This window comes from Pseudomonas sp. P20, assembly GCF_016463925.1.
Taxonomy (GTDB): domain Bacteria; phylum Pseudomonadota; class Gammaproteobacteria; order Pseudomonadales; family Pseudomonadaceae; genus Pseudomonas; species Pseudomonas aeruginosa.
Window position 1 is genome coordinate 217,695 of record NZ_JAEMVM010000007.1, and the last position, 25,958, is coordinate 243,652.

The 25,958-nt window shown below is 65.7% G+C and carries 29 protein-coding genes; 15 read left to right on the plus strand and 14 right to left on the minus strand.

The annotated features are described in order from the left end of the window. On the plus strand, nt 1-506 hold a 506-nt coding region (locus JHD77_RS08470), incomplete at its 5' end, for a tetratricopeptide repeat protein (protein WP_034000045.1). An 8-nt stretch (nt 507-514) separates the two neighbouring features. Then, on the plus strand, nt 515-1,384 hold the full coding sequence (locus JHD77_RS08475) for a tetratricopeptide repeat protein (protein WP_074231399.1): 870 nt from the start codon (nt 515-517) through the stop codon (nt 1,382-1,384). Nucleotides 1,385-1,446: 62 nt separating this feature from the next. Here JHD77_RS08475 and JHD77_RS08480 read toward each other — a convergent pair whose 3' ends face one another. Beyond that, complete coding sequence (locus JHD77_RS08480) at nt 1,447-2,403, minus strand: LysR family transcriptional regulator (protein ID WP_191519371.1); 957 nt, start codon at nt 2,401-2,403, stop codon at nt 1,447-1,449. Between the two features lie 64 nt (nt 2,404-2,467). Here JHD77_RS08480 and JHD77_RS08485 point away from each other — a divergent pair, with 64 nt between their 5' ends. Genes JHD77_RS08485 through JHD77_RS08495 form a run of 3 tightly spaced genes read left to right on the plus strand, consistent with a single transcriptional unit; the run spans nt 2,468 to nt 5,036 of the window. Then, on the plus strand, nt 2,468-3,718 hold the full coding sequence (locus tag JHD77_RS08485; protein ID WP_003103445.1) for a D-amino acid dehydrogenase: 1,251 nt from the start codon (nt 2,468-2,470) through the stop codon (nt 3,716-3,718). Nucleotides 3,719-3,743: 25 nt separating this feature from the next. Then, the gene (locus JHD77_RS08490; protein ID WP_031756309.1) at nt 3,744-4,094 is read left to right on the plus strand and encodes a RidA family protein; all 351 of its coding nucleotides are present in this window, start codon (nt 3,744-3,746) and stop codon (nt 4,092-4,094) included. A 42-nt stretch (nt 4,095-4,136) separates the two neighbouring features. Next, nucleotides 4,137-5,036: a transporter substrate-binding domain-containing protein gene (locus JHD77_RS08495; RefSeq protein ID WP_003103446.1), complete on the plus strand. Its 900-nt coding sequence runs from the start codon at nt 4,137-4,139 to the stop codon at nt 5,034-5,036. A 4-nt stretch (nt 5,037-5,040) separates the two neighbouring features. Here the strand turns inward: JHD77_RS08495 and JHD77_RS08500 are convergent, their stop codons facing one another. Then, entirely contained in the window at nt 5,041-5,517 is a 477-nt protein-coding gene (locus tag JHD77_RS08500) for an NUDIX domain-containing protein (protein ID WP_003095920.1), read from the minus strand. Nucleotides 5,518-5,698: 181 nt separating this feature from the next. Between JHD77_RS08500 and pip the strand changes: the two genes are divergently transcribed. From pip to JHD77_RS08535, 7 genes are all read left to right on the plus strand, one after another. After that, nucleotides 5,699-6,670, plus strand: a complete 972-nt coding sequence (gene pip / locus JHD77_RS08505; protein WP_003095918.1) for a prolyl aminopeptidase — start codon at nt 5,699-5,701, stop codon at nt 6,668-6,670. Further along, nucleotides 6,667-7,104, plus strand: a complete 438-nt coding sequence (dtd, locus tag JHD77_RS08510) for a D-aminoacyl-tRNA deacylase (RefSeq protein WP_003103447.1) — start codon at nt 6,667-6,669, stop codon at nt 7,102-7,104. The genes pip and dtd overlap by 4 nt, the downstream gene beginning before the upstream one ends. Before the next feature lie 456 nt (nt 7,105-7,560). Continuing rightward, a complete protein-coding gene (locus tag JHD77_RS08515) occupies nt 7,561-9,138 on the plus strand; it encodes a glucan biosynthesis protein G (RefSeq protein ID WP_003095915.1) in 1,578 nt (525 codons plus the stop codon). Continuing rightward, nucleotides 9,131-11,716, plus strand: a complete 2,586-nt coding sequence (mdoH, locus tag JHD77_RS08520) for a glucans biosynthesis glucosyltransferase MdoH (RefSeq protein ID WP_191519370.1) — start codon at nt 9,131-9,133, stop codon at nt 11,714-11,716. The genes JHD77_RS08515 and mdoH overlap by 8 nt, the downstream gene beginning before the upstream one ends. A gap of 237 nt (nt 11,717-11,953) precedes the next feature. After that, nucleotides 11,954-12,754 carry a transporter substrate-binding domain-containing protein gene (locus JHD77_RS08525; RefSeq protein WP_031756307.1) on the plus strand — a complete coding sequence of 267 codons (801 nt, stop codon included), beginning with the start codon at nt 11,954-11,956 and terminating at the stop codon, nt 12,752-12,754. A 65-nt stretch (nt 12,755-12,819) separates the two neighbouring features. Further along, complete coding sequence (locus JHD77_RS08530) at nt 12,820-13,782, plus strand: amino acid ABC transporter permease (RefSeq protein ID WP_003103450.1); 963 nt, start codon at nt 12,820-12,822, stop codon at nt 13,780-13,782. After that, nucleotides 13,775-14,509 (plus strand): amino acid ABC transporter ATP-binding protein, encoded by a 735-nt coding sequence (locus JHD77_RS08535; RefSeq protein WP_003095906.1) that lies wholly within the window; start codon nt 13,775-13,777, stop codon nt 14,507-14,509. Before JHD77_RS08530 ends, JHD77_RS08535 begins: the two co-directional genes overlap by 8 nt. 7 nt (nt 14,510-14,516) lie before the next feature. Here JHD77_RS08535 and JHD77_RS08540 read toward each other — a convergent pair whose 3' ends face one another. The 11 genes from JHD77_RS08540 to ubiE all read right to left on the minus strand — a co-directional run bounded on the left by JHD77_RS08540 (nt 14,517) and on the right by ubiE (nt 23,317). Beyond that, nucleotides 14,517-14,978: a UPF0158 family protein gene (locus JHD77_RS08540; RefSeq protein ID WP_003095904.1), complete on the minus strand. Its 462-nt coding sequence runs from the start codon at nt 14,976-14,978 to the stop codon at nt 14,517-14,519. Nucleotides 14,979-15,087: 109 nt separating this feature from the next. Continuing rightward, on the minus strand, nt 15,088-17,031 hold the full coding sequence (locus tag JHD77_RS08545; protein WP_003121214.1) for a methyl-accepting chemotaxis protein: 1,944 nt from the start codon (nt 17,029-17,031) through the stop codon (nt 15,088-15,090). A 211-nt stretch (nt 17,032-17,242) separates the two neighbouring features. Continuing rightward, nucleotides 17,243-17,950 (minus strand): 16S rRNA (uracil(1498)-N(3))-methyltransferase, encoded by a 708-nt coding sequence (locus JHD77_RS08550; RefSeq protein WP_003095898.1) that lies wholly within the window; start codon nt 17,948-17,950, stop codon nt 17,243-17,245. Beyond that, complete coding sequence (gene tatC / locus JHD77_RS08555) at nt 17,947-18,750, minus strand: twin-arginine translocase subunit TatC (RefSeq protein ID WP_003095896.1); 804 nt, start codon at nt 18,748-18,750, stop codon at nt 17,947-17,949. Before tatC ends, JHD77_RS08550 begins: the two co-directional genes overlap by 4 nt. Beyond that, entirely contained in the window at nt 18,747-19,172 is a 426-nt protein-coding gene (tatB, locus tag JHD77_RS08560; protein WP_003116127.1) for a Sec-independent protein translocase protein TatB, read from the minus strand. Before tatB ends, tatC begins: the two co-directional genes overlap by 4 nt. A 13-nt stretch (nt 19,173-19,185) precedes the next feature. Then, complete coding sequence (locus tag JHD77_RS08565) at nt 19,186-19,434, minus strand: twin-arginine translocase TatA/TatE family subunit (protein ID WP_003095893.1); 249 nt, start codon at nt 19,432-19,434, stop codon at nt 19,186-19,188. Nucleotides 19,435-19,459: 25 nt separating this feature from the next. Beyond that, nucleotides 19,460-19,795 carry a phosphoribosyl-ATP diphosphatase gene (locus JHD77_RS08570; protein ID WP_003103458.1) on the minus strand — a complete coding sequence of 112 codons (336 nt, stop codon included), beginning with the start codon at nt 19,793-19,795 and terminating at the stop codon, nt 19,460-19,462. Then, nucleotides 19,788-20,192 carry a phosphoribosyl-AMP cyclohydrolase gene (gene hisI, locus JHD77_RS08575; protein WP_003095888.1) on the minus strand — a complete coding sequence of 135 codons (405 nt, stop codon included), beginning with the start codon at nt 20,190-20,192 and terminating at the stop codon, nt 19,788-19,790. Before hisI ends, JHD77_RS08570 begins: the two co-directional genes overlap by 8 nt. A 115-nt stretch (nt 20,193-20,307) precedes the next feature. Next, complete coding sequence (gene ubiB / locus JHD77_RS08580; RefSeq protein ID WP_003095885.1) at nt 20,308-21,909, minus strand: ubiquinone biosynthesis regulatory protein kinase UbiB; 1,602 nt, start codon at nt 21,907-21,909, stop codon at nt 20,308-20,310. Next, nucleotides 21,906-22,532, minus strand: a complete 627-nt coding sequence (locus JHD77_RS08585) for a ubiquinone biosynthesis accessory factor UbiJ (RefSeq protein WP_023110488.1) — start codon at nt 22,530-22,532, stop codon at nt 21,906-21,908. The genes ubiB and JHD77_RS08585 overlap by 4 nt, the downstream gene beginning before the upstream one ends. 14 nt (nt 22,533-22,546) lie before the next feature. Then, nucleotides 22,547-23,317 (minus strand): bifunctional demethylmenaquinone methyltransferase/2-methoxy-6-polyprenyl-1,4-benzoquinol methylase UbiE, encoded by a 771-nt coding sequence (ubiE, locus tag JHD77_RS08590; RefSeq protein ID WP_003103462.1) that lies wholly within the window; start codon nt 23,315-23,317, stop codon nt 22,547-22,549. A 135-nt stretch (nt 23,318-23,452) separates the two neighbouring features. Between ubiE and JHD77_RS08595 the strand changes: the two genes are divergently transcribed. The 3 genes from JHD77_RS08595 (at nt 23,453) to JHD77_RS08605 (ending at nt 25,243) form a co-directional block, all read left to right on the plus strand. Beyond that, on the plus strand, nt 23,453-23,728 hold the full coding sequence (locus JHD77_RS08595; protein ID WP_003095874.1) for a polyhydroxyalkanoic acid system family protein: 276 nt from the start codon (nt 23,453-23,455) through the stop codon (nt 23,726-23,728). Nucleotides 23,729-23,871: 143 nt separating this feature from the next. Beyond that, nucleotides 23,872-24,288 carry a phasin family protein gene (locus JHD77_RS08600; RefSeq protein ID WP_003103463.1) on the plus strand — a complete coding sequence of 139 codons (417 nt, stop codon included), beginning with the start codon at nt 23,872-23,874 and terminating at the stop codon, nt 24,286-24,288. A gap of 10 nt (nt 24,289-24,298) precedes the next feature. Further along, nucleotides 24,299-25,243 (plus strand): phasin family protein, encoded by a 945-nt coding sequence (locus JHD77_RS08605; protein WP_031756305.1) that lies wholly within the window; start codon nt 24,299-24,301, stop codon nt 25,241-25,243. 43 nt (nt 25,244-25,286) lie between these two features. Here the strand turns inward: JHD77_RS08605 and JHD77_RS08610 are convergent, their stop codons facing one another. Then, nucleotides 25,287-25,904: a TetR/AcrR family transcriptional regulator gene (locus tag JHD77_RS08610; protein ID WP_003103292.1), complete on the minus strand. Its 618-nt coding sequence runs from the start codon at nt 25,902-25,904 to the stop codon at nt 25,287-25,289. Nucleotides 25,905-25,958 lie beyond the last annotated feature (54 nt).

The window sequence follows — 25,958 nt, forward strand, 5'->3', positions numbered from 1 at the left end:
TCGGTAATCGTGCCGGGGTCAATAATCCTGCAACTGATGGTCTTACTTTTCTTGATAAGGCTGCTAGCCTAGGAAATCCGCCGGCGCTAACCGAACTGGGTAAGCTTTATATTTATGTGGCCAAAAACAGAGAGTTGGGTTTGGCATATACCCAATGTGCTGCGAGTCAGGGTTATGCTCCGGCAAACTATGAGTTGGGGAGTTACTACGAACTCGTTGAACACAACTTTCCAAAAGCAGCAAGATATTATCTTCTTGCTGCCAGTCAAGGAAATGATGATGCTGCCCTCTTCATGTCCGGAGTTTTTGATAAGACCAGTCCCGATGTTGACAGAATGTGGTACTCCCCCGATGAAAAACTACACAAGGAATATTATTCAATCTATAAAAAGCTTGAAGCTGATCCTGATTTACGTTTTCCCAACCTGATGAAGGAGCATCCGTTACCACCTCATCCCACTCAGGGCTACGACGCAGATCGGCCTGACTGGAAACCGGAGCAGTGATGCGGCTGATGGCTATTGGACTTTGGGCCGTGCTGTGTCTTGCAGCCGTCCCCGTGATGGCCAACAGCAAATCGTTTGTCTGCGTTAATGAAAAAGGCCATCTGCCGCCGTTGGATTCGCAAGCCGATGTCTGGTACCGCGAAGCAGCCGCCTTGGCCAAGCCCGATACTCTGCGGCCCTGGGGCCGTATCGTCGAGCTTTACAGCAAGGCAGTGGAGCGTGGCCACTGGAAGGCCATGCATAACTTGGCGAACCTCTATCGTACCGGTTGGCCGGGAGGTGTGGAGAAGGACACTCAGAAAGCTCTAGACCTTTACCAGAAAATGATCGATCTGAAGATTCCTCAAGGTTTCTATAATATGGGGGCAATGATCGGTAATCGTGCCGGGGTCAAGAATCCTGCAACTGACGGACTTACTTTTCTTGATAAGGCTGCTAGCCTAGGAAATCCGCCGGCGCTAACCGAACTAGGTAAGCTTTATATATATGTGGCCAAAAAAAAGGATTTGGGGTTGGCGTATACTCACTGTGCTGCTAGCCAGGGCTATGCGCCGGCTAATTATGAGTTGGGAGCGTATTACAAGATAGTGGAGCACAATTTCCCAAAGGCACTGGTTTATTATCAGGCGTCAGTCTCTCAGGGGGGCAAGAGCGCGGCTTTTTTCCTATCACGAGTCTTCGGAAGTGAGACTCCTCCTGCAAGTGCAATGTGGTACGCCCCCGACGAAAAGTTGCAAGAAGCGTATTATTCAATCTACAAAAAGCTTGAGGCCGACCCTGACTTACGTTTCCCCCATCTGATAGAAGACCATCCTCTGCCTCCTCACCCGACCCAAGGCTACGACGTGGACCGCCCAGACTGGAAGCCGGAGCGGTAAGTACGCGAGGCGTGGGCCAGAACGACGTCCAAGGTTTCCAGCGGCAGGCCAGGCGGCAAATGCTACATCTGCACGGCCCGCAAACGCTCCTCGGCCTGGCGGGCGAGCATCCGCAGCAGCGGAGCGAGGGTGTGCGGCGGGGTTTCGTCGGCGCGGGTGATGGCGTAGAGGGTGACCGGGAAGGCCGGGCTCAATGGGCGGATCGCGGTGCTGTGCGGGTCGGCGCCGAGGGCGGTGAAGGGATCGACCAGCGCCAGGCCCGCCCCAGCCTCCACCAGGGCGCGGGCGAGGGCGTAGGTCTGCACGGCGGTCTTCACCTGCGGCGGTGGCTCCACGGCGCTGAGGTAATCCTCCAGGCGGGCGAACAGCGGGTCGGCGGTGGACAGCCCGATCAGCGCTTCGCCGGCCAGCCCGGCCAGGCTCAGCGGCTGCCGGCGTTCCGCTTCGGGCCAGTGTTCGCGCGGCGCCAGGGCCACCAATACGCCGCTGGCGATGGCTTCGCCGCGCAGGCCGGGGTGTTCCGGCTGCTTCAGGCTCAGGGCCAGGTCCAGTTCGCGCATCAGCAGGCCCTGCACCAGCTCGCGCGAATGCAAGGTGGCCAGTTCGCAGCCGCTCTGCGGATAGCGCGCGCTCCATTCGCCGATCGCCCGCGGCAGCAGCGACAGCGCCAGGGCCGGGGTGGCGCCGATGCGCAGGCTGTGGCCCGGCTGGCGCCGCAGGTTCTGCGCCAGGCGCCGCACCGCCTGCAGGCTATCGCTGAGCTTGGCCACTTCGCGCTCCAGTTCCAGCGCTTCCGGAGTCGCCAGCAGCTTGCCGCGCACTCGCAAGAACAGCGGGAAGCCCAGTTGCTGCTCGGCGTGCTGCAGGACCTTGCTCACCGCCGGTTGGGACACATGCAGCAACTGTGCGGCGCCGCTGACCGAGCCAGCCTGGCGGATCGCCTGGAACACTTCGATATGGCGGAGCTTCATCGGCGCGATCCCATAACCTGGATTTATACCCTGGCCATCTTTATTCATTGTCCTACCGCTGTCATCCGCGCCTATCGTCGAAGCCCTGGAAAACACCTGGATAACGATTGTCATGGCTCAGCGGGTTTGCATCATCGGCGCCGGCGTGGTCGGCCTGGCCACGGCCTACGCCCTGGTTCGCGAAGGATTCGACGTGACCCTGGTGGAAGCGCGCGAGCGGGGCGGGCTGGAAACCAGCTACGCCAATGGCGGGCAGTTGTCCTATCGCTACGTGGCGCCATTGGCCGACAGCGGCGTGCCGGCCCAGGCGCTCGGCTGGCTGCTGCGCAACGATGCGCCGTTGCGCCTGCGGCCGCGTCTTGATCCGGCGCAGTGGCGCTGGCTGCTGGGCTTCCTCGCGGCCTGCCGCGGCTCGCTGAACCGCCGCAATGCCGCGCACCTGCTGCGCCTGGCATTGCTCAGCCAGCGCACCCTGCAGGACTGGCGCGAGGAGGATGGCCTCGATGGCTTCGACTGGCGGCGCAACGGCAAGCTGGTGGCGTTTCGCCAACCGGCCAGCTTTGCGCGGGCCCGCCAGGGCCTGGCCGATCCCTCGGCGCAATTCGTCCTGTCCGCCGCCGAGTGCCGCGAGTTGGAGCCGGCCCTGTCCGACGCGCCCTTCGTCGGCGGCATCCACACGCCGGACGAGGAGGTCGCCGACTGCCATGCCTTCTGCGTGCAACTTGCCGAGCGCTTGCAGGCTTCCGGACATTGCCGGCAACTGCATGGCCGCAGGGTGACGAAGATCGTCGAGGGCGGCGCGGCGGTGCGTGGCGTCGAGGTCGGCGGCGATCTCATCGAGGCCGATCATGTGGTGCTGGCCGCCGGCTACCGCAGCGCTGAATTGATGCTGCCGGGCCTGCGCCTGCCGCTATACCCGCTCAAGGGCTATAGCCTGACCCTGCCGGTCGGCGCGCAGCACCGCGCGCCGGATACCAGCATCACCGATTACGACCGCAAGATCGTCTACGCGCGAATCGGCGAGCGGCTGCGGATCGCCGCGATGGTCGACATCGTCGGCTTCGACCCCGGCCTCGAGCCCGCGCGCCTGGCACTGCTGCGCCAGCAGGCGCGAGACACGTTCCCGCAGGGCGGCGATTTCGACGCCGCCGTCGAATGGGCCGGCATGCGCCCGGCCACGCCCACCGGGGTACCGCTGGTGGGCAACGGCGGCTACCGCAACCTCTGGCTCAACCTCGGCCACGGCGCGCTCGGCTTCACCCTGGCCTGCGGCAGCGGGCGCCTGCTGGCCGAGCAGATCGGCCGCCGCCCGCCGAGCATCGATACCTCTGGCCTGCTGCCGCGCGGCGCGCTGGCTGGCTGAATTCCCCTCGACCTGGAGCACTCCCATGGAACCGATCCGTATCGCCACCAACGACCGCCTGTCCGCCGCGGTCTGCTTCGACGCCCTGGTATTTCTTTCCGGCCAGGTGCCGGGCCAGGCCGAGGATATCCATGGCCAGACCCGCGAGGTGCTGGCGAAGATCGACGCGCTGCTGGCCGAGGCCGGGTCGCGCAAGGAGCGTATCCTCAGCGCGACCATCTACCTGAAGGACATCGCCCGCGATTTCGCCGCCCTGAACGAGGTCTGGACCCAGTGGTTGCCGACCGGCCAGGCGCCCAGCCGGACCACCGTCCAGGCGGAGCTGGCGCGTCCGTCGGTGCTGGTGGAGATCACCGTGGTGGCGGCCAGGGGCTGACTTACTTTCCATAGCCATAAGAAAAAAGAGGCAGAACCTCCGATGAAAATCCTTGTATCCAGCACTCTCGCACTCTCCCTGTCGCTCGCCATCGGCGCCGCGCAGGCCGAGGAACTCAGCGGCACCCTGAAGAAGGTTGCCGACAACGGCACGATAACCCTGGGTTATCGCGATGCCTCGGTGCCTTTCTCCTACCTTGGCGATAACAGCGGCCAGCCCATGGGCTATTCGGTGGAACTGGCCGACAAGGTGGTGGAGCGGCTCAAAAGCACCCTCGGCAAGCCGGAACTCAAGGTGAAGTACAACCTGGTCACTTCGCAGACCCGTATCCCTCTGGTGCAGAATGGCACCGTCGACCTGGAGTGCGGCTCCACCGGGGTCACCGCCGAGCGGCAGAAACAGGTGGCGTTCTCCTACGGCTTCATCTACGTCAAGGGCCAGTTGCTGACCCGCAAGGACAGCGGCATCGCCCACTTCGACGACCTCAAGGGCAAGAACGTGGTGACCACCGCCGGCACCACCAACGAGCGCTACCTGAAGAACTACAACGCCGAACACAAGCTGGGGATGAACGTGGTCAGCGCCAAGGACCACGGCGAAGCCTTCCAGATGCTGCAATCGGGTCGCGCGGTGGCCTTCTACATGGACGATGCGCTGCTCTACGGCGAACGCGCCAAGGCGCGCCAGCCGCACGACTGGGTGGTGGTCGGCGAGCCGCAATCGCGGGAGATCTACAGCTGCATGGTGCGCAAGGACGACCCGCAGTTCCTTGCCCTGGTCAACGAGACCCTGGCCGGGCTGTATCGCTCGGGCGAGATACAGGGCATCTACCAGCGCTGGTTCCAGCAGCCGATCCCGCCCAAGGGGTTGAACCTGGAGTTTCCCATGACCGCGGAGCTGAAGGCGATCCTCGAGAACCCCACCAGCGATCCGGTGCAGTGAGCGTCTAGCGCTGCAGGCCGAGGTGGCGGATCGACGGCGTCGGCGCGTCCAGGCGCGACCAGACGTCGTCGGCCAGTTCGGCCGGATAGAACGACGGCAGGCCAGGCAGTTCGTCGCGGGCGATCCAGCCGACCTCGCGGATATCGAACTCGTCGCCGCCCAGGCCCTTCAGGTTGGCCAGGGTCGGCTCGCCACGCCAGGCGTCGATGCGGTAGAACAGCTCCATGTGGAAGCGCCCGGCGGCGGGTTCGGCGAATTCGCGCACGTAGACCAGCGGGCCGACGTCCACCCGCAGGCCGGTCTCCTCGAAAAACTCGCGCCGGACGGTATCCTTCGTCGATTCGTCGCATTCCGACTCGAAGCCGCCGCCGGGCGGAATCCAGTAGATGTCGCCGCCGACCTCGTGGCGGACCAGCAGGATGCGTTGCTCCACCACCAGCAGGCCGGCGGCGCGGATACGGTGTCGCAAGGCCTCGGCCATGCTCGTTCTCCCGGCGCCAGGCGCCGTTGCTTGGATTGATGGTTTCCCCTCTACCGGGGCGGACATGAAAGCCGCTCGGTTTTTTTCCCGGCGCCGAAGTATCATGCGCGGCAGAGCAAAGGACGGGCCCCGCTGTCGACGTTTGCGCCGGGGGCCGAACACATCGCCTCGGGAGCGCATCATGCTAGTTCTGTATCCGGAAATTAAACCCTACGCTCGCCACGAGCTGGCCGTCGACGAACCGCATGTGCTGTATGCCGACGAAAGCGGTTCGCCGGACGGACTGCCGGTCGTCTTCGTCCACGGCGGCCCCGGCTCCGGTTGCGATGCCCTGTCGCGTCGCTTCTTCGATCCCAACCTCTACCGTATCGTCACCTTCGACCAGCGCGGTTGCGGCCGTTCCACGCCCCACGCCAGCCTGGAGAAGAACAGCACCTGGGAGCTGGTGGCGGACATGGAGCGCCTGCGCGAGCACCTGGGTATCGAGAAGTGGGTGCTGTTCGGCGGTTCCTGGGGCTCGACCCTGTCGCTGGCCTACGCGCAGACCCATCCCGAGCGGGTCCATGCGCTGATCCTGCGCGGCATCTTCCTCTGCCGTCCGCAGGACATCCACTGGTTCTACCAGGAAGGCGCCAGCCGCCTGTTCCCCGACTATTGGGAAGACTATGTCGCGCCGATCCCGCCGGAAGAGCGCGGCGACCTGCTGGCGGCCTTCCACAAGCGCCTGACCGGTAGCGACCAGATCGCCCAGATGCACGCTGCCAAGGCCTGGTCGACCTGGGAGGGCCGCACCGCCACGCTGCGCCCCAACCCCATGGTGGTGGACCGCTTCACCGAGCCGGGCAGGGCGCTGTCGATCTCGCGCATCGAGAACCACTTCTTCGTCAACCAGGGCTTCCTCAGGCCCAACCAGTTGCTCGAGGACATGCACCGCATCGCCCATCTGCCTGGCGTGATCGTGCATGGCCGCTACGACGCCATCTGTCCCCTGGACAATGCCTGGGCCTTGCACCAGGCCTGGCCGAACAGCGAACTGCAGATCATCCGCGACGCCGGGCATACCGCCAGCGAGCCGGGGATAGTCGATGCGCTGGTGCGCGCCACCAACGAGATCGGCCGGCGACTGCTCGACCTGCCGCCGGAGGCCGAATGAAGGCATTGCTGCAGCGCGTCGGCGCGGCGCGGGTGGAGGTTGGCGGCGAAATCGTCGGCTCCATCGATCGCGGCCTGCTGGTGCTGGTCGGGGTCGAGCCCGAGGATGGCGAGCGTTGCGCGGCGAAGATGCTGCACAAGCTGCTCAACTACAGGGTGTTCGGCGACGACGAGGGCAAGATGAACCGGTCCTTGCTGGACGTGCAGGGCGGCTTGCTGCTGGTCTCGCAATTCACCCTGGCGGCGAACACCCGCAGCGGACTGCGTCCGAGCTTCTCCAGCGCGGCGCCGCCGGCGCAAGGAGAGGCGGTGTTCGAGCACCTGGTGAAACTGGCGCGGGAGGCCTATCCGCAGGTGGCGACCGGGCGTTTCGGCGCCGACATGCAGGTGCACCTGGTCAACGACGGGCCGGTGACCTTCCTGCTGGAGAGTTGATCGGCGTCGAGGGGATTTTCCCCAAGGTGCTTCAGGGAGGGATGGCGGGGCCGGAACGGTGAATTTTTGTGACAGATACATGGCCTTTTGTCACAACCTCGGTGCATCATCCGCACGCCGATTTCATGCTGTACAGGACAGGCCGGCCGGCATCCCGATGCCGGGCGGGGCGTCCTGCAACCCAATGGACGGGAATCATTCCGCCCGGGCAGGGTCGGAACCTCTGGGGTCGCTAGCCGACGAGCGGCATGCCCCCTGGTCTTCCAGGCCCGGTGCACGTAACGCGAATGACTGGAAACAGGCATTCTTTTTGTCAGATCGCGCCAAATCTGGCTATCTATCGGGTTTGGCAGCGAATGTGGCGAAACCATGTTCGACCGGCACTCCGGTGCCGTCGGAGACCCCTGAACGGTCAGGGCGTCTTCAGTAATTCATGTTCACGGACGAGGGGGCCTCGTGATTTTCCGTTCCGTTTCAAACACCGATTTCCGCGCCCGCGTGCGCACCCTGCTGCTTGCCGGCTCGACCGCGCTGGCATTCGTCGCCGCCCCGGTATGGGCGTTCAGCATCGACGACGTGGCGAGCAAGGCCAAGGACCTGGCCGGCGACAAGTATTCCGCGCCGACCAGCAACCTGCCATCGGAATTCAGCGAAATGAAATTCGCCGATTACCAGCAGATCCGTTTCATCAACGAGCGCGCCTACTGGGGCAAGCTGAAGACGCCGTTCAAGCTGAGCTTCTATCACCAGGGCATGCACTTCGACACGCCGGTGAAGATCAACGAGGTGACCGCTACCACGGTCAAGCCGATCAAGTACGATCGCACCAAGTTCGATTTCGGATCCCTGAAGTTCGACGAGAATGCCACCAAGGATCTCGGCTATGCCGGTTTCCGCGTGCTCTATCCGATCAACAAGGCCGACAAGCAGGACGAGATCGCCACCTTCCTTGGCGCGAGCTACTTCCGCGTGGTCGGCAAGGGCCAGGTCTACGGTCTGTCGGCGCGCGGCCTGGCGATCGATACCGCGCTGCCTTCGGGCGAAGAGTTCCCGCGCTTCCGCGAATTCTGGATCGAGCGGCCGAAGGCGCAGGACAAGCAACTGGTGATCTACGCCCTGCTCGACTCGCCGCGGGCCACCGGCGCCTACCGCTTCGTGCTGCGTCCGGGCAAGGATGCGGTGATGGATGTCCAGGCCCGCGTGTTCCTCCGCGACAAGGTCAGCAAGCTGGGCCTGGCGCCGCTGACCAGCATGTACCTGTTCGGCTCCAACCAGCCGTCCGAGCAGCACAACTTCCGGCCCGAGCTGCATGACTCCAGCGGCCTGCAGATCCATGCCGGCAACGGCGAGTGGCTGTGGCGTCCGCTGAACAATCCGAAGCACCTGTCGGTGAGCACCTTCAGCGTGGAGAACCCGAAAGGCTTCGGCCTGCTCCAGCGCGGCCGCGAGTTCTCCCGCTACGAAGACCTGGATGACCGCTACGACCTGCGTCCGAGTGCCTGGATCGAGCCGAAGGGCGACTGGGGCAAGGGCACCGTGGAACTGGTGGAAATCCCGACCCCGGACGAAACCAACGACAATATCGTCGCGTTCTGGAACCCCGAGACCCAGCCTGAGGTCGGAAAGCCGCTGGACTTCGCCTACCGCCTGCACTGGACCATGGATGAAGACGAGCTGCACGACCCGAAATCCTCCTGGGTCAAGCAGACCATGCGCTCGGTCGGCGACGTGAAGCAGAAGAACCTGATCCGCCAGCAGGACGGCAGCACCGCCCTGGTCGTCGACTTCGAAGGGCCGGCCCTGAAGGACCTGGCGCCGGACGCGCCGGTGACCACCCAGGTCAGCACCGACAGCAACGCCGAGGTGGTGGAGAACAGCCTGCGTTACAACCCGGTCCTGAAAGGCTGGCGCCTGACGCTGCGGATCAAGGTCAAGGATCCGAAGAAGCCGGTGGAAATGCGCGCGGCGCTGGTCGACGAGGCGCAGAAGCCACTGAGCGAAACCTGGAGCTATCAGCTGCCTGCCGATGAATAACCCATCCACTACGAAAGCACCGCTGGCCGACTACCTCGCTCATCTTCCCCTGGCGGAAGAGGAGCGGGAGCGGCTTGGCGAGTCCGCTTCCTTCTCCGAGCTGCACGCTCGCCTGGCGGGAGCGGAAGGCGCCGCTGCCGATGCCGGGGGCGATCCCGCCCTGGCCTCGGTACGCGCCCGCCTGCAGCTGGGCACCCCTGAGCTGGACGACGCCGAGATGTTCGGCGTCGACGCCCAGGGTCGCACCTTCCTCAAGATTTCCCCGCCGATCCGCCGTACCAAGGTGATTCCCGAGCCCTGGCGCACCAACATCCTGGTGCGCGGCTGGCGTCGGCTGACCGGACGCAGCAACCCGCCCAAGCCCAAGCGTGCCCTGCCGCGGGCCCGCTGGCAGCGGGTCGGCTCGCTGCGCCGGTTCATCCTGCTGTTGTTGATGCTGGCGCAGACCTCGGTCGCCACCTACTACATGAAAGGCATCCTGCCCTACCAGGGCTGGGCCTTCGTCGACCTGGAGGAGCTGGCCCAGCAGAGCCTGCTGGATACCGTCCAGCAGGTGCTGCCCTATGTCATCCAGTTCGGCATCCTGGCGCTCTTCGCGATCCTCTTCTGCTGGGTCTCGGCCGGCTTCTGGACCGCGCTGATGGGCTTCTGGGAGCTGCTCACCGGGCGTGACCGCTACCGGATCTCCGGCAGCAGCGCCGGCAGCGAGCCGATCGCCGCCGACGCCCGCACGGCGATCGTCATGCCGATCTGCAACGAAGACGTGCCGCGGGTATTCGCCGGCCTGCGGGCGACCGTCGAGTCGATGGCCGCCACCGGCGAGATGGAGCGCTTCGACTTCTTCGTCCTCAGCGACACCAACGACCCGGATATCGCCGTCGCCGAGCAGCAGGCCTGGCTCGAGCTGTGCCACGAGACCAAGGGCTTCGGCAAGATCTTCTACCGTCGCCGCCGGCGTCGGGTGAAGCGCAAGAGCGGCAACATCGACGACTTCTGCCGGCGCTGGGGCGGCGACTACCGCTACATGGTGGTGATGGACGCCGACAGCGTGATGAGCGGCGACTGCCTGGCCAAGCTGGTACGCCTGATGGAGGCCAATCCTGAGGCGGGGATCATCCAGACCGCGCCGAAGGCGTCCGGCATGGACACCCTGTATGCGCGCATGCAGCAGTTCGCCACCCGCGTCTACGGCCCGCTGTTCACCGCCGGCCTGCACTTCTGGCAACTCGGCGAGTCGCACTACTGGGGCCACAACGCGATCATCCGCATGCAGCCCTTCATCGACCACTGCGCCCTGGCGCCGTTGCCGGGCAAGGGCTCGTTCGCCGGCGCGATCCTGTCCCACGACTTCGTCGAGGCTGCGTTGATGCGCCGTGCCGGCTGGGGCGTGTGGATCGCCTACGACCTCGACGGCAGCTACGAAGAACTGCCGCCGAACCTGCTCGACGAACTCAAGCGCGACCGCCGCTGGTGCCACGGCAACCTGATGAACTTCCGCCTGTTCCTGGTCAAGGGCATGCACCCGGTGCACCGCGCGGTGTTCCTCACCGGGGTCATGTCCTACCTGTCGGCGCCGTTGTGGTTCTTCTTCCTGGTGCTTTCCACCGCGCTGCTGGCGGTGCACCAACTGATGGAGCCGCAGTACTTCCTGGAACCGCGGCAGCTGTTCCCGATCTGGCCGCAGTGGCATCCGGAGAAGGCCATCGCGTTGTTCTCCACCACCCTGACCCTGTTGTTCCTGCCCAAGCTGCTCAGCGTAATGCTGATCTGGGCCAAGGGCGCCAAGGGTTTCGGCGGGGTGATCCGGGTGACCCTGAGCATGCTCCTGGAGATGTTCTTCTCGGTGCTGCTGGCGCCGGTGCGCATGCTCTTCCACACCCGCTTCGTGCTGGCCGCCTTCCTCGGCTGGTCGGTGCAGTGGAACTCGCCGCAGCGCGACGACGACGCCACGCCCTGGAGCGAGGCGATCCGCCGGCACGGCATGCAGACCCTGCTGGGTATCGCCTGGACCCTGCTGGTGGCCTGGCTCAACCCGCGCTTCCTGTGGTGGCTGTCGCCGATCGTCGGTTCGCTGATCCTGTCGATCCCGGTATCGGTGATCTCCAGCCGGGTGAAGCTGGGCCTGCGCGCCCGCGACGAAAAGCTGTTCCTGATCCCGGAGGAGTACGACACGCCGCGCGAGCTGCGCGCCACCGACGAGTACACCTACGAGAACCGCTGGCATGCGCTCAAGGATGGCTTCCTCAAGGCCGCCGTCGATCCGTTGCTCAACGCCCTGGCCTGCGCCATGGGCACGGCTCGCCACAACCGTGCGCAAGCCATCGAGACGGTGCGCGGCGAGCGTATCGGCAAGGCCATCGATAAGGGCCCGGAACAGCTCGACGGCGCCACGCGCCTGGCTCTGTTGAGTGACCCGGTAGCACTTTCGCGCCTGCATACGCGGGTCTGGGAAGAGGACCGCGACGACTGGCTCGGCCGCTGGCGCAAGGCCGAGGCGGACGACCCCCACGCCGCCAGCGTACCGCTGGCCCAGGTAGTGCCCGGCGACGCCGGCCTGCTGCCCGCCGCCCAGTCCTGATCCCATGCCCCCGGCGGAGCGCCGCCGGGGGCATGGTCTGTTTCTTGCCTGTTTTCCCCGTGCGGCGCTGCTGTTACCCTGCGCCGGCAATCCAGAAAGTCTCGTATCGTTCGCCAGCTGAGGTACTATCGGCCGCCTTTTGCGCAGCCGGTCATGGCCTGCTGCCCGCCCGGGACGGCGACACGACGAGAGCATCCGTTCGACGACTGTGTTTCTAAGACTGCTGGGGATTGGGGAATGAAAAAGTATCTTGCTTCATTGGTTCTGGGCGTCTGCGCCCTGGTGGGCGTGGCTTCGGTCCAGGCGGCCGGCGCGGTGGAGGACGCGGTCAAGCGCGGCACCCTGCGGGTCGGCATGGACCCGACCTACATGCCGTTCGAGATGACCAACAAGCGTGGCCAGATCATCGGCTTCGAAGTCGACCTGCTCAAGGCCATGGCCAAGTCCATGGGCGTCAAGCTGGAGCTGGTCTCCACCAGCTACGACGGCATCATCCCGGCGCTGCTGACCGACAAGTTCGACATGATCGGCTCGGGCATGACCCTGACCCAGGAGCGCAACCTGCGCCTGAACTTCTCCGAGCCCTTCATCGTGGTCGGCCAGACCCTGCTGGTGCGCAAGGAACTGGAAGGCAAGATCAAGTCCTACAAGGACCTGAACGAACCGCAGTACAGCATCACCTCGAAGATCGGCACCACCGGTGAGATCGTTGCCCGCAAGCTGATCAGCAAGGCCAAGTACCATGGCTTCGACAACGAGCCGGAAGCGGTGATGGACGTGGTCAACGGCAAGGCTGACGCCTTCATCTACGACTCGCCCTACAACGTGGTGGCGGTGAGCAAGTTCGGCGCCGGCAAGCTGGTCTACCTCGACCAGCCGTTCACCTACGAGCCGCTGGCGTTCGGCCTGAAGAAAGGCGACTACGACAGCATCAACTTCATCAACAACTTCCTCCATCAGATCCGCGAAGACGGCACCTATCAGCGCATCCACGACAAGTGGTTCAAGAACACCGAGTGGCTGAAGGAAATGGAATGAACCGCTGACGGCCCCCGCGAAGGGGGCCGTCGTACCTGCGCATTCCATCGTTCGAGAGAGTTTCCGTGACCAAGAAGAAACGTTCCGTCTGGCCCTGGCACCTGCTGACCGGGCTGATCCTGCTGGTCCTGGCCTGGGCGCTGTGGTTCTCCACCTCGCTGATTTCCTATGAATGGCGCTGGAACCGCGTTCCGCAGTACTTCGCCTACCAGGCCGAGGAGCCGTTGCGGGCCAACGAGATCGGCCGGGTCGAGGCTATCGAGGAACAGGGCAGGGACGCGCGCGTCACGCTGCTTGGCGAGAGCGGCGAGAAGCAGGTCGTGACCGTCGCCCAGGACAGCCTGCAATTCTCCGAAGGCGACGACGTGGCCGAGGGCGACGCGGTCGGGGTGACCCGCCACTGGGCCGCCGGCCCACTGCTCTGGGGCCTGTGGACCACCCTCTGGCTATCGCTGGTGTCCGGTGCCATCGGTCTGGCTATCGGCCTGGTCGCCGGCCTCTGCCGGCTGTCGAAGAACCCGACCCTGCACGACCTGTCGACGATCTACGTCGAGCTGGTGCGCGGCACGCCGTTGCTGGTGCAGATCTTCATCTTCTACTTCTTCATCGGCACCGTGCTCAACCTGTCCCGCGAGTTCGCCGGGGTCGCGGCGCTGGCGCTGTTCACCGGCGCCTACGTGGCCGAGATCATCCGGGCCGGCGTGCAGTCCATCGCCCGCGGACAGAACGAGGCCGCCCGCTCCCTGGGCCTGAACGCCGGCCAGTCGATGCGCTACGTGATCCTGCCGCAGGCCTTCAAGCGCGTGCTGCCGCCGCTGGCCGGGCAGTTCATCAGCCTGGTCAAGGACACCTCGCTGGTCTCGGTGATCGCCATCACCGAACTGACCAAGAGCGGCCGCGAGGCGATCACCACCTCGTTCTCCACCTTCGAGATCTGGTTCTGCGTCGCCGCGTTGTACCTGCTGTTGAACCTGCCCCTTTCGCACATGGCATCCCGACTGGAGCGGAGGCTCGGACAAAGTGATTGAAGTACGCAACCTGCTGAAGGTCTTCGATACCCGCGGCCAGGTAGTGCGCGCGGTGGACGACGTGAGTACCCGCGTGGCCAGGGGCGAGGTACTGGTGGTGATCGGTCCGTCCGGTTCCGGCAAGTCGACCTTCCTGCGCTGCCTGAACGGCCTGGAGGAGTTCGACGAAGGCTCGGTGAGCATCGACGGCGTCGACCTGGCCGACCCGAGGACCGACATCAATGCCTACCGCCGCGAAGTCGGCATGGTGTTCCAGCATTTCAACCTGTTCCCGCACATGACCGTGCTCGAGAACCTCTGCCTGGCCCAGCGCGTGGTGCGCAAGCGCGGCAAGGCCGAGCGCGAGGCCAAGGCGCGGGCGCTGCTGGCCAAGGTCGGTATCGGGCAGAAGGCCGACGAATATCCCTCGCGCCTGTCCGGCGGCCAGCAGCAGCGCGTGGCGATCGCTCGCGCGTTGTGCATGGACCCCAAGGTGATGCTGTTCGACGAACCGACCTCGGCGCTCGATCCGGAGATGGTCGGCGAAGTCCTCGACGTCATGAAGACCCTGGCCGTGGAAGGCATGACCATGGTCTGCGTGACCCACGAGATGGGCTTTGCCCGCGAAGTGGCCGACCGCGTGCTGTTCTTCGACCACGGCAAGCTGCTGGAGGACGCGCCGCCGGCGCAGTTCTTCGACAATCCGCAGGACCCGCGGGCCCAGGCCTTCCTCCGCCAGGTCCTCTAGTACCGCGCTAGGCGAACGGCTTGCCCGGCGGCGGCAGGAGCGACGTCGGACTCTGCCGCGCGGCCGGCTGGATATCGTTGTCCTCCAGCCAGTCCAGCGCCCATTCGCGCAGGCGCTCGTTCTGGTAGCGGTACCAGTCCTGCAACAGTTCCGGGTACTCCATCAGAGAGTGCTTGAAGGCCTTGAACGGCTTGCGGCTCTGCAGCGCGTTGGCGAGCGTCGCATAGGCGTGCGGCTCTTCCACCTCGCGGAGGAAATCCTGCATCAGTCCCAGCGACTGGGTGGTGCTCAGCGGGTCGATCAGCAGCAGGCGTTCCGGCTCGTTTTCCAGCAATGCGTCCAGTTCGGGATCGGGCGCCTCGGCGGAGATCAGCAGCACCTTGCCGCTGTACAGGTCGAGGTAGTGGTCGATTCCCGGGGTATCCAGGGCGAAGGCCAGTTCGTCGATATCGATGGTCATCGGGCGCATGGCGTCATCTCCCAAAAGGCGAAAGCCTGATCCTACGCAAAGGTGCCCCTCCTGTCCGCTTTCGATGGACGGGAGGGGCTGCCGATGCAAGGAGGATCCTCTCGGGATGTTACAGGCGGAAGCGTCCCACCTGTGCCTGCAACTGCGTGCCCAGGCGCGCCAGCTCGCCGCTGGAGGCGGCGGTCTGCTCGCTGGCGGCGGCCGACTGCTCGGCGACGTCGCGTACGCTGAGGACGCTGCGGTTGATCTCCTCGGCCACCGTGCTCTGTTGCTCCGCGGCAGTGGCGATCTGCAGGTTCATGTTCTGGATGTCGGAGACGGTGCGGGTGATGCTGTCCAGCGCGGCGCCCGCGCGGCGCGCCAGTTCCACCGTGCTGGCGGTCAGCGAGCGGCTGTTCTCCAGGCGTTCGGCGGCTTCGCCGGCGCCCTGCTGGAGACGCTGGATCAGGCCCTCGATCTCGGCGGTGGACTGCTGGGTGCGCTGGGCCAGGCCGCGGACCTCGTCGGCGACCACCGCGAAGCCGCGTCCGGCGTCGCCGGCGCGTGCCGCTTCGATGGCTGCGTTGAGCGCCAGCAGGTTGGTTTGCTCGGCCACCGACTTGATCACGTCGAGGACGCTGCCGATCTGCTCGCTCTCGTTCTTCAGGCGCGCCATGGCTTCGCTGGAAACGTCCATTTCGCTAGCCAGGCGCTCGATGCGGGTCACCGCCTGGTCGACCACCGCGTCGCCCTGGCGCGCCTCTTCGTCGGCCTGGCGAGCGGCCTGGGAAGCCAGTTCGGCGTTGCGCGCGACGTCCTGCACGGTGGCGGCCATCTCGTGCATGGCGGTGGCGACCTGGTCGGTCTCCACTTTCTGGCTGTTGACCCCGGCGCGGGTCTGCTCGGTGACCGCCGAGAGTTCCTCGGCGGAGCTGGCCAACTGGCTGACGCCGTCGCCGATCCGCCCGACCAGCTCGCGCAGGCTGTCGCCCATGCGCTGCATGACTCGCTGCAACTGGCCCAGTTCGTCGCGGCGCTGGAGGGTCAGGGGATTCTGCGGACGCTTGCCGAGGTCGCCGGCGGCGATGGCCTCGGCCTGCGCGAGGGCTTCGTCCAGCGGCCGGACGATCTGCCGGTTGATCGCCCAGCCGGCGACGCAGCCGAAGGCCAGGGCCAGCGCGGCGATCAGCCAGAGGCTGGCGCGGTCGCGGCTGGCGGTGCTCTCGCGCAATTGGCGACCGGCTTCGGTGAGGGTCCGGCCGGCCCGGGCCATATCCTGGGTGCTGCTTTGCATCGCTTGCTGCGCCTGGCGCGTGCGGATGACGCCGGCACGGAACTGCTCGATCCCGCCACGATAGCCCTGGAGGCTACCCATGGCCTGTTCCAGCGCCGCATCGGCCTCGCCGGGCAACTGGCCACGCAGCGTCGTGGCGGCCTGGCGGAGGGCGTCGAACGCGGCGAACGCGGCCTGCTCGGCCTTGTCGCTGCGTTCGAAGACGTAGCCGCGCACCTGGTAACGCACCATGAGCAACTGTTGGTGCAGGTCGGCCACCGCACGGCTACGTTGCAACGCCTGCGGGTCGCCGGCCTGCTGCGCGAGGCTGGCGTCCATCAGTTCCTCGAGGCGGGCGAAGCTGTCCAGCGCCTGCTGTGCAGTGCCCACCAGCACACCACGGGCGGCGCTGCGTTGCTGATCGGCTGCGGCGAGGTCGTCGAAAGCCTTGCGGTAGGCTTCGATGGCTTCGGTCTGGTGGGCCAGGGCGGCCGGGTCGAGCTCGCTGTCGCGCAGCGCCTGCAGGCGCTGGAGCATCCCGGCCAGGGTCTGGCGGACCTGCTCGGCCTGGCGCGGGTCGCTGCCGGCTTCGAATGCCAGGCGGCCTTGTTCGGCTTGCTGGGTCTGTTCCATCAGGCTGGCGACTTCGGCGAGCTGCTCGCTGAGGGCGGTCTGGTGCGTGAGGGTGCGGTTGCTGCTGATCACCACCAGCAGAAGCAGCGCGAGGAGGACACCGAAACCGACCATCAGCTTGCGGCTGACGCTCAGCTTGGCCAGTTGGAGAACCCACCAATCGTACATCGTCATTACTCCAGGCAGTGCGACACCCTGGGTTGGCAGCCCCATGGCGTGGCGGAACAGGTAATGGCTCAGCGTCGTCGCGTCCGGCGTGCGGGCGCGGAGGGCCGGTACGTGGCCGGCGGGCGAGGTCTTATGGTTGTCGTGCGGAGCCCTGCGCGACAGAGGATGTCGGCCGGGCGGGGAAAACCTTCAGTCTTTTACCGGAGTTTTTTCAGAACAACCGCGCAAGCAGGGCGCTGACCGCGGTTTCCACGCGCAGGATGCGTTCGCCGAGCTGCACCGGATGCAGTCCGGCTTCGCGCAGCTTGTCGACCTCGTAGGGAATCCAGCCGCCTTCCGGGCCGATCGCCAGGGTCACCGGCTTCTCCACCGCGCGCGGACAGGCCGGCCAGGGACCGGGATGGCCGACCAGGCCGAGGCTGCCGGCGGCCAGGGCCGGCAGGCGGTCTTCGACGAAGGGTTTGAAGCGCTTCTCGACGATGATTTCCGGCAGCACCGTATCGCGGGCCTGCTCCAGGCCGAGGACCAGGTTCTCGCGGATCGCCGCCGGGTCGAGGAACGGGGTCTGCCAGAAGCTCTTTTCCACGCGGTAGCTGTTCAGCAGCACCAGCTTCGGTACGCCCATTGCGGCGATGGTCTGCAACACCCGGCGGAGCATCTTCGGTCGCGGCAAGGCCAGCAGCAGGGTGATCGGCAACTTGGCCGGCGGCGGCTGGTCGAAGCGCACCTCCAGGGTCGCCTCGCTGGCGTCGAGCTTCAGCAGGCGGCCTTCGCCCATCCAGCCGCCGAGGCGGCCGACCCGCAGGGTGTCGCCGTTCTCGGCGCGGTGCACTTCGTGCAGGTGCTTGAGGCGGCGATCGTGCAGGACCGCACGATCCGCCGACACGAAGTCGGCGTCGTCGAGGAGCAGCAGGTTCACTGGCGGGTGGCCGGAGGCTGGTCGCCGTCGCTGGCCGGTTGGTCGTCCGGATGCTCGCCGCGCTTGCGTACCAGGCGGCCGAACAGCAGGCCGATCTCGAACAGCAGCCACATCGGCACCGCGAGCATGGTCTGGGAGAAGATGTCCGGCGGGGTCAGGACCATGCCGACCACGAAACAGCCGATGATCACGTACGGGCGGATCTTCTTCAGGTACTCGACGTCGACCACTCCGATCCAGATCAGCAGCACCGTGGCCACCGGGATCTCGAAGGCGACGCCGAAGGCGAAGAACAGAGTCAGGACGAAGTCCAGGTAGCTGTTGATGTCCGTCATCATCGCCACGCCCTCGGGCGTCACGCTGGCGAAGAAGTGGAAGATCATCGGGAACACCAGGAAGTAGGCGAAGGCCATCCCGGCGTAGAACAGGATGATGCTGGACACCAGCAGCGGCAGCGCCACGCGCTTCTCGTGCTTGTACAGGCCGGGCGCGATGAAGCCCCAGACCTGCGCGAGGATCACCGGCATGGCGAGGAACAGCGCCACCACCATGGTCAGCTTGAACGGCGCGAGGAACGGCGAGGCGACGTCGGTGGCGATCATGCTGGTGCCTTCCGGAAGGAAGCGGCGCAACGGCTCGGAGACCAGGGTGTAGATCTTCTGCGAGAAGTAGAACAGGCCGGCGAAGATCAGGAAGATCGCCGCCACGCTGCGCAGCAGGCGCGTACGCAGTTCGGTCAGGTGCGAGACCAGGGGCATTTCCTGGTCGTGCTCGGGCTGCTCGGGTTTATCGGCGCTCATGGATTACGCGGCGTCTCGGACGGTGGCGAAGGGGGAGTGGAGGCAGCGACTGCCGGCGGTGCCGCGGCGTCCGCGGGCGGAACCGCAGGCGTGCTGGTCGGCGGCGGCGTGGGTACGCTCGGCGCCGGGCTCTCGACCGTCGGCGGCTGGGGTTCCTGCGAGGGATTCTGGCCGGTCAGCGGGGCCAGCAGCTTCTGCGCTTCGCGCTCCATCGAGAGGATGTGCTCGTTGTGCAGTTGCCGGCGGATCTCGTCCGCGCCGATTTCCCGTTCCACTTCCTGCTTGATGGTATTGAAACTGCGCTTCAGGCGGCCGATCCACAGGCCGGCGGTACGTGCGGCGCCCGGCAGGCGCTCGGGGCCGAGCACCAGCAGGGCGACCAACCCGACCAGCAACAGTTCGCTGAAGCTGATTCCGAACATCGATGGCTACCCGTCAGTCCTTGCGCGCCGGCTCTTCGACCTTCTGCGCCTGGGCGTCGATGGTGTGCGGCTGGTTCAGCGGTTGGGCCGGCTGGGCGGCGGGCTGGTCCTTCTTGTCGTCTTCCTCGGTGTTCACCGCCTTGCGGAAGCCCTTGATCGCTTCGCCGACGTCGGAACCGAGGTTCTTCAGGCGCTTGGTGCCGAACACCAGTACCACGACGATCAGGATGACGATCCAGTGTTTCCAGTCAAAAATGCCCATGTCGTATTCCTCGCAATGTGTAGGTTCAGGCCGATGGTTGGCGGGCGGCTTTCTCGGCGTGGCCGGAAAGGCCGAAGCGGCGCTCCAGTTCGTCCAGCACGGCTTGCGGATGCTGGCCGAGGGCCGAGAGCATCACCAGCGAGTGGAACCAGAGGTCGGCGGTTTCGTAGATCAGGTCCTGGCAGTCGCCGCTGGCCGCGGCATCCTTGGCGGCGATGATGGTTTCCACCGACTCCTCGCCGACCTTCTCCAGGATCTTGTTCAGGCCCTTGTGGTACAGGCTGGCCACGTAGGAGCTGTCGGGCGCGGCGTTCTTGCGCTCCTCGAGCACCGCCGCCAGGCGGGTCAGGGTGTCACTCATGGTGGTGTCCTGCGTGTTCGTAGATAGCGTCCGGGTCCTTCAGCACCGGATCGACGGTCTTCCAGGCGCCGTTCTCGAAGACGCGGTAGAAACAGCTTTCCCGGCCGGTATGGCAGGCGATCCCGCCGACCTGCTCGACCATCAGGATGACCACGTCGGCGTCGCAGTCCAGGCGCAGTTCGTGCAGCTTCTGCACATGCCCGGACTCCTCGCCCTTGCGCCACAGCTTGCCACGCGAACGCGACCAATAGATTGCACGGTTCTCGCTGGCGGTCAGGGCCAGCGCCTCGCGGTTCATCCAGGCCATCATCAGCACGCGCCCGGTCTCGTGATCCTGGGCGATCGCCGGGACCAGGCCGTCGGCGTTCCAGTGAATCTCATCCAGCCAGTCTTTCATGGTCTTTCCACGTTCGTTGCCGGTACGTTGCGCGCGTTTCCGGCGGAAATGGGAGTAGTGTGCCAGCCGGGAGCGCGACTGGCTATCGGCGCGGGCCTAGTGGCCGTGCGCGGCGCTAGCGGCGCAGGATCAGGAACACCCCGCCGGCCAGCATCACCCACGCCGGCCAGGCTTCCAACTGCTGACCCAGGCCGACCTCGGCGGCGCCGACCAGCAGCACCGCGCCCACCAGGCGCCCGAGCCAGTCGTGGCGGGAACCTTTCCACTCCGGCGGCGGCGCATTGTGGGCGTGCGGTTGTGACAGGCGTTCGAGGGTATCGCGGGCCATTTGCGACAGGTGCGGCACCTGCTCGACCTGTTGCTGGAAATTGCGCAGTAACTGCTTCGGGCTGACCCGTTCGCGCATCCAGCGCTCCAGGAACGGCTGGGCGGTGGCCCACAGGTCGAGTTCCGGGTAGAGCTGGCGGCCGAGGCCTTCGATGTTCAGCAGGGTCTTCTGCAGCAGCACCAGTTGCGGCTGGATCTCCATGTTGAAACGACGCGCGGTCTGGAACAGGCGCAGCAGGACCTGGCCGAAGGAGATGTCCTTCAGCGGCTTCTCGAAGATCGGTTCGCAGACGGTGCGGATCGCCGCCTCGAAGTCGTTGACCTTGGTTTCCGCCGGGACCCAGCCGGAGTCGATATGCAGTTGGGCGACCTTGCGGTAGTCGCGCTTGAAGAAGGCGATCAGGTTGCGCGCCAGGTAGTCCTGGTCCTCGTCGGTCAGGCTGCCGACGATGCCGCAGTCCACCGCGATGTATTGCGGGCTCCAGGGCGCGCGGGTGCTGACGAAGATGTTGCCGGGGTGCATGTCGGCATGGAAGAAGCTGTCGCGGAACACCTGGGTGAAGAAGATCTCCACGCCGCGCTCGGCCAGTGCCTTGAAGTCGGTGCGCTGGTCGCGCAGGGTTTCCAGGTCGGTCACCGGGATGCCGTAGATGCGCTCCATCACCAGCACCTTGGGCCGGCACCAGTCCCAGTAGACCTGTGGCACGTAGAGCAGCGGCGAGCCTTCGAAGTTGCGTCGCAGCTGCGAGGCGTTGGCCGCCTCGCGGAGCAGGTCGAGTTCGTCGACGATGGTCTTCTCGTAGTCGCTGACCACTTCCACCGGGTGCAGGCGCCGCGCCTCGCTGGAGACCCGCTCGGCGAGGCGGGCGAGGATGAACAGCCAGGCGATGTCGGAGCGGATCACCGGTTCCAGGTTCGGCCGGATCACCTTCACCACCACTTCCTCGCCGCTCTTCAGGCGCGCGGCGTGGACCTGGGCCACCGAGGCGGAGGCCAGCGGTTCGCGTTCGAAGCGGGCGAAGACCTGTTCGATCTTCGCGCCCAGCTGTTCCTCGATGCGCTTGACCGCCAGCTCCGGTGGGAAGGGCGGCACCTTGTCCTGCAGCCAGGCCAGTTCGTTGGCGATGTCGTCGGGCAGCAGGTCGCGGCGGGTGGAGAGAATCTGGCCGAACTTGATGAAGATCGGTCCGAGGTCCTGCAGTGCCAGGCGCAGGCGCGCGCCGCGGGTCAGTTCCAGCTTGCGCCGCGGCAGCCAGCGCCAGGGCAGGGTGGCACCGAGCAGGCGCAGCCACCAGGGCAGCATCGGCAGTTCGAGGATCAGGTCGTCCAGGCGGTAGCGGATGACGACGCGCTGGATGCGCAGGAGGCGGCGGACAGCGAGGAGCTTCATGCGTCGGGCTTGGTCTTTTGGCTGAGGCGTCCGACGCGCGCGTCGAGACGATCGAGGGCCAGCTTCAGCTGGTCCAGTTCGGCGAAGCGGGCTTCGGCTTCGTGCTGGCCGACCAGCGTACGGCTTTCCTCGGCAAGGTAGTCGGCCAGGTTCAGGCGCAGGCTGTGCAGGCTCTGCGCGCTCCAGCGCGAAGCGTCGCGCAGGCTGCTGCCGAGCACCTGGGTGGCGAGCGGGCCGAGCCAGCGCGACAGTTCGTACTCCCAGTCCAGCTCCAGGCTCTGCAGGATGCCGGCCAGTTCCAGCAGGGCCGCGCTGTCGCCGTCCATGCTGACTTCCGGGCTGTGCAGGACGCGGGTCTTGTCGCGCGCCAGGGCCAGGTGCAGGAGGTTGCCGGCCGGCGCACGCAGGGTGCAGTCGACCTCCGCCTCATGCTGCGCGGCGAAGTGCAGGCCGTCGCCGGCGGGCAGGATGAAGACCCGCAGCGGCGGGCTCAGGCAGTCGACCTCGATGACCTTGGCGGAAAGCCTGCGCAGGCGCGGCAGCGCTGTCCCGTCGAGGCGCAGGACGCGATTGATGCCGGTTTCGGCGGCGGCCAGCACGGCCTGGATCAGCAGCGAGCTCATCGGCGCGCCCTCGGTTAAGGCTTGATACCGCGGTGCAGGGCGACGATGCCGCCGGTCATGTTGTGGTAGGTCACGCGGTCGAAGCCGGCTTCCACCATCATCGCCTTCAGGGTTTCCTGGTCGGGGTGCATGCGGATCGACTCGGCCAGGTAGCGATAGCTCTCGGAGTCGTTGGTGACCAGCTTGCCCATCAGCGGCAGCAGGCTGAACGAATAGGCGTCGTAGGCCTTGGACAGCAGGTTGCTGCTCGGCTTGGAGAACTCCAGCACCAGCAGGCGGCCACCGGGCTTGAGCACGCGCAGCATGGAGCGGATCGCTTCGTCCTTGTGGGTGACGTTGCGCAGGCCGAAGGCGATGGTCACGCAGTCGAAGTGGTTGTCCGGGAAGGGCAGCTTCTCGGCGTCCGCCTGGACGAAGCTGACGTTGCCGGAGACGCCCTTGTCGAGCAGCTTGTCGCGGCCGACCTTGAGCATCGAGGCGTTGATGTCGGCCAGCACCACCTCGCCGGTCGGGCCGACCAGGCGCGAGAACTGCCGGGTCAGGTCGCCGGTGCCGCCGGCGATGTCGAGCACGCGGTTCCCGCTGCGCACGCCGGACAGCTCGATGGTGAATCGCTTCCACAGGCGATGGATGCCGCCGGACATCAGGTCGTTCATCAGGTCGTACTTGGCCGCCACCGAGTGGAATACCTCGGCGACCTTCTTCGCCTTCTGGCTTTCTGGAACGTTCTGGTAGCCGAAGTGGGTGGTGGGTTCGGCGTCGGCGCCTTTGCGGGGATCGTTCATGACGTTCTCACCTGGAAAGAATGCCGGGCATTCTAACAGGATGTGGGGAAAGTGCTGTGCCGCCGTCCGACGGCGCGGGTGCGGTGTTTTGTCTGGCCGCGTATAGTTTTCCGATCTGCAATCAGGAGTCGATCCATGTCGCGTATCCACATCGAACGTCCGCACAGCCTGGGGCTGGACGCCGCACGGGCCAAGGCGGAGAAACTGGCCGAACGTCTGGCGAAGGAGCACGGCGTGCAGTGCGAATGGCAGGGCGACGAGCTGACCTTCAAACGCAGTGGCGTCGACGGCAGGATCGCGGTGGGGGCGGACAAGGTCGCGGTGGACGTCAAGCTCGGCCTGATGCTGTCGGCCATGAGCGGCCTGCTCAAGGGCGAGATCGAGAAGGCGCTGGACAAGGCGCTGGCCTGATCCCGCCGGGCGTTCGCCGTCCTGGCGGCGCCCATCTTCCGCTTAGTATGCGGTTTCTAATTTTCCCCGATACCTTGCTCTCACGCTGCCAGCGTTCCGGCGGCGCCTGCGGTTTCTTCAACCCAACGAGCGTGAGGTGCCCCATGGCCAAGATTGCCCTGAAGAAAAAGACCGTTTCCGAATCCACTTCCCTGGTCTCCGAGATCCGCCACTATGCCCGCCAGATCTGGCTTGCCGGCCTGGGTGCGTATTCCCGCCTGGGCACCGAAGGCAGCGACTACTTCAAGGAATTGGTGAAAGCTGGCGAAGCCCTGGAGAAAAAAGGCAAATCGCTGGTCACAAGTCAGGTCGATTCGGCCAATGACAGTGTCAAGACCGGCCTCTCTTCGGTGAAGGGAAAAGTCGAAGACCAGCTCGACAGGATCGAGCAGGCATTCGACAGCCGTGTCGCTAGCACGTTGAACCGGATAGGCATACCTTCCCGGAACGATGTCGAAGCACTCTCTGCTAAGCTGGATGAGCTGAGCGCAGTGCTCGAGCGTGTCGCGAGAACCCAATAAGGAGAGCAGGATGGCTGGCAAGAAGAAGAGCGAAAAAGAGTCCAGTTGGATCGGCGAGATCGAGAAATACTCGCGGCAGATCTGGCTGGCTGGTCTGGGGGCCTACTCGAAGGTCAGCAAGGACGGCAGCAAGCTGTTCGAGACCTTGGTGAAAGACGGCGAGAAGGCTGAAAAAGAAGCGAAGTCCGATGTGGACGCGCAGGTCGGTGCGGCGAAGGCTTCCGCCCGCTCTGCGAAGAGCAAGGTCGACGAGGTTCGGGACCGTGCGCTCGGCAAGTGGAGCGAGCTCGAGGAAGCTTTCGACAAGCGCCTGAACAGCGCCATCTCGCGTCTCGGCGTGCCGAGCCGCAACGAGGTGAAGGAGCTGCACAGCAAGGTCGATACGCTGACCAAGCAGATCGAGAAACTCACCGGCGTCAGCGTCAAGCCGGCGGCGAAGGCAGCGGCCAAGCCTGCGGCGAAACCGGCTGCCAAGCCCGCGGCGAAAACCGCAGCGGCCAAGCCGGCAGCTAAACCGGCAGCCAAGGCCGCCGCCAAGCCTGCGGCGAAACCCGCGGCGAAAAAAACCGCGGCGAAAACCGCGGCCGCCAAGCCGGCAGCCAAGCCCGCCGCCAAACCGACTGCGAAGGCCGCAGCGAAACCGGCGACCAAGCCGGCAGCCAAGGCCGCGGCGAAGCCTGCTGCGAAACCTGCCGCAGCCAAGCCTGCCGCAGCCAAGCCTGCCGCGAAGCCGGCAGCCAAGCCGGCCGCTGCGACCGCCGCCAAGCCCGCGGCGAAACCTGCCGCCAAGCCGGCTGCGAAAAAGCCTGCGGCGAAGAAGCCGGCAGCCAAGCCCGCCGCGGCGAAACCGGCCGCTCCCGCCGCGTCTTCGAGCGCGCCCGCTGCCCCCGCCGCCACACCGGCTGCCAGCGCTCCGGCAGCGAACGCTCCGGCGACGCCGAGCAGCCAGGGCTGAGTCCTGGCGGCAAGGCACACGCCCGGCACTCGCCGGGCGTTTTTCATTCCGGTCCCAGGTAGCGCTGCGCCAGGCTTTCCGCCGAGCGTTGGGCCTCGCTGCGCAGATGCGGGGCGACCAGCATCATGATCTGGTAGACCACCGTGCGCACCTCGCCCTTGCTGCCCAGTACCCGCTGGTAATCCAGGGAGAACAGCAGGGTCAGGGTGATCTGTTCGACCAGTTGCCCGAGTGCCGGCGCGTCGCTGCGCAACTGCCGGTCGGCCTTGAGGCGGGCCAGCAGGGTGGCCAGGGTCCGCTTCAGCGCGCCGAGCCAGGTACGGATGCCGCGAGCCAGCCGTGGCAGGCGCCCGGTCAGGTTGGACAGGTCCTGGAACAGGAAGCGGTAGTGGGCGAGGCGCTCGACGATCAGGTGCAGGAACAGCCAGTAGTCCTCCGCGCCCAGGCGCACCTCCTCGGGCGGATCGAGCAGCGGCGCCAACTCGGCCTGGAACCGCTCGAACAGCGCCATCACCAGCGGTTCCTTGCCATGGAAGTGGTAGTAGAGATTGCCCGGGCTGATGCCCAGTTCGTTGGCGATCTCCAGTGTCGAGACGTTGGGCTCGCCCTGTTCGTTGAACAGCAACAGCGAGCATTCGAGGATTCGGTCGCGTGTCTTCATCCGGACTTCTTCTGGGGATGGAGGTGCCCGGCTCCAGGCGCCCGGGCCGGATCT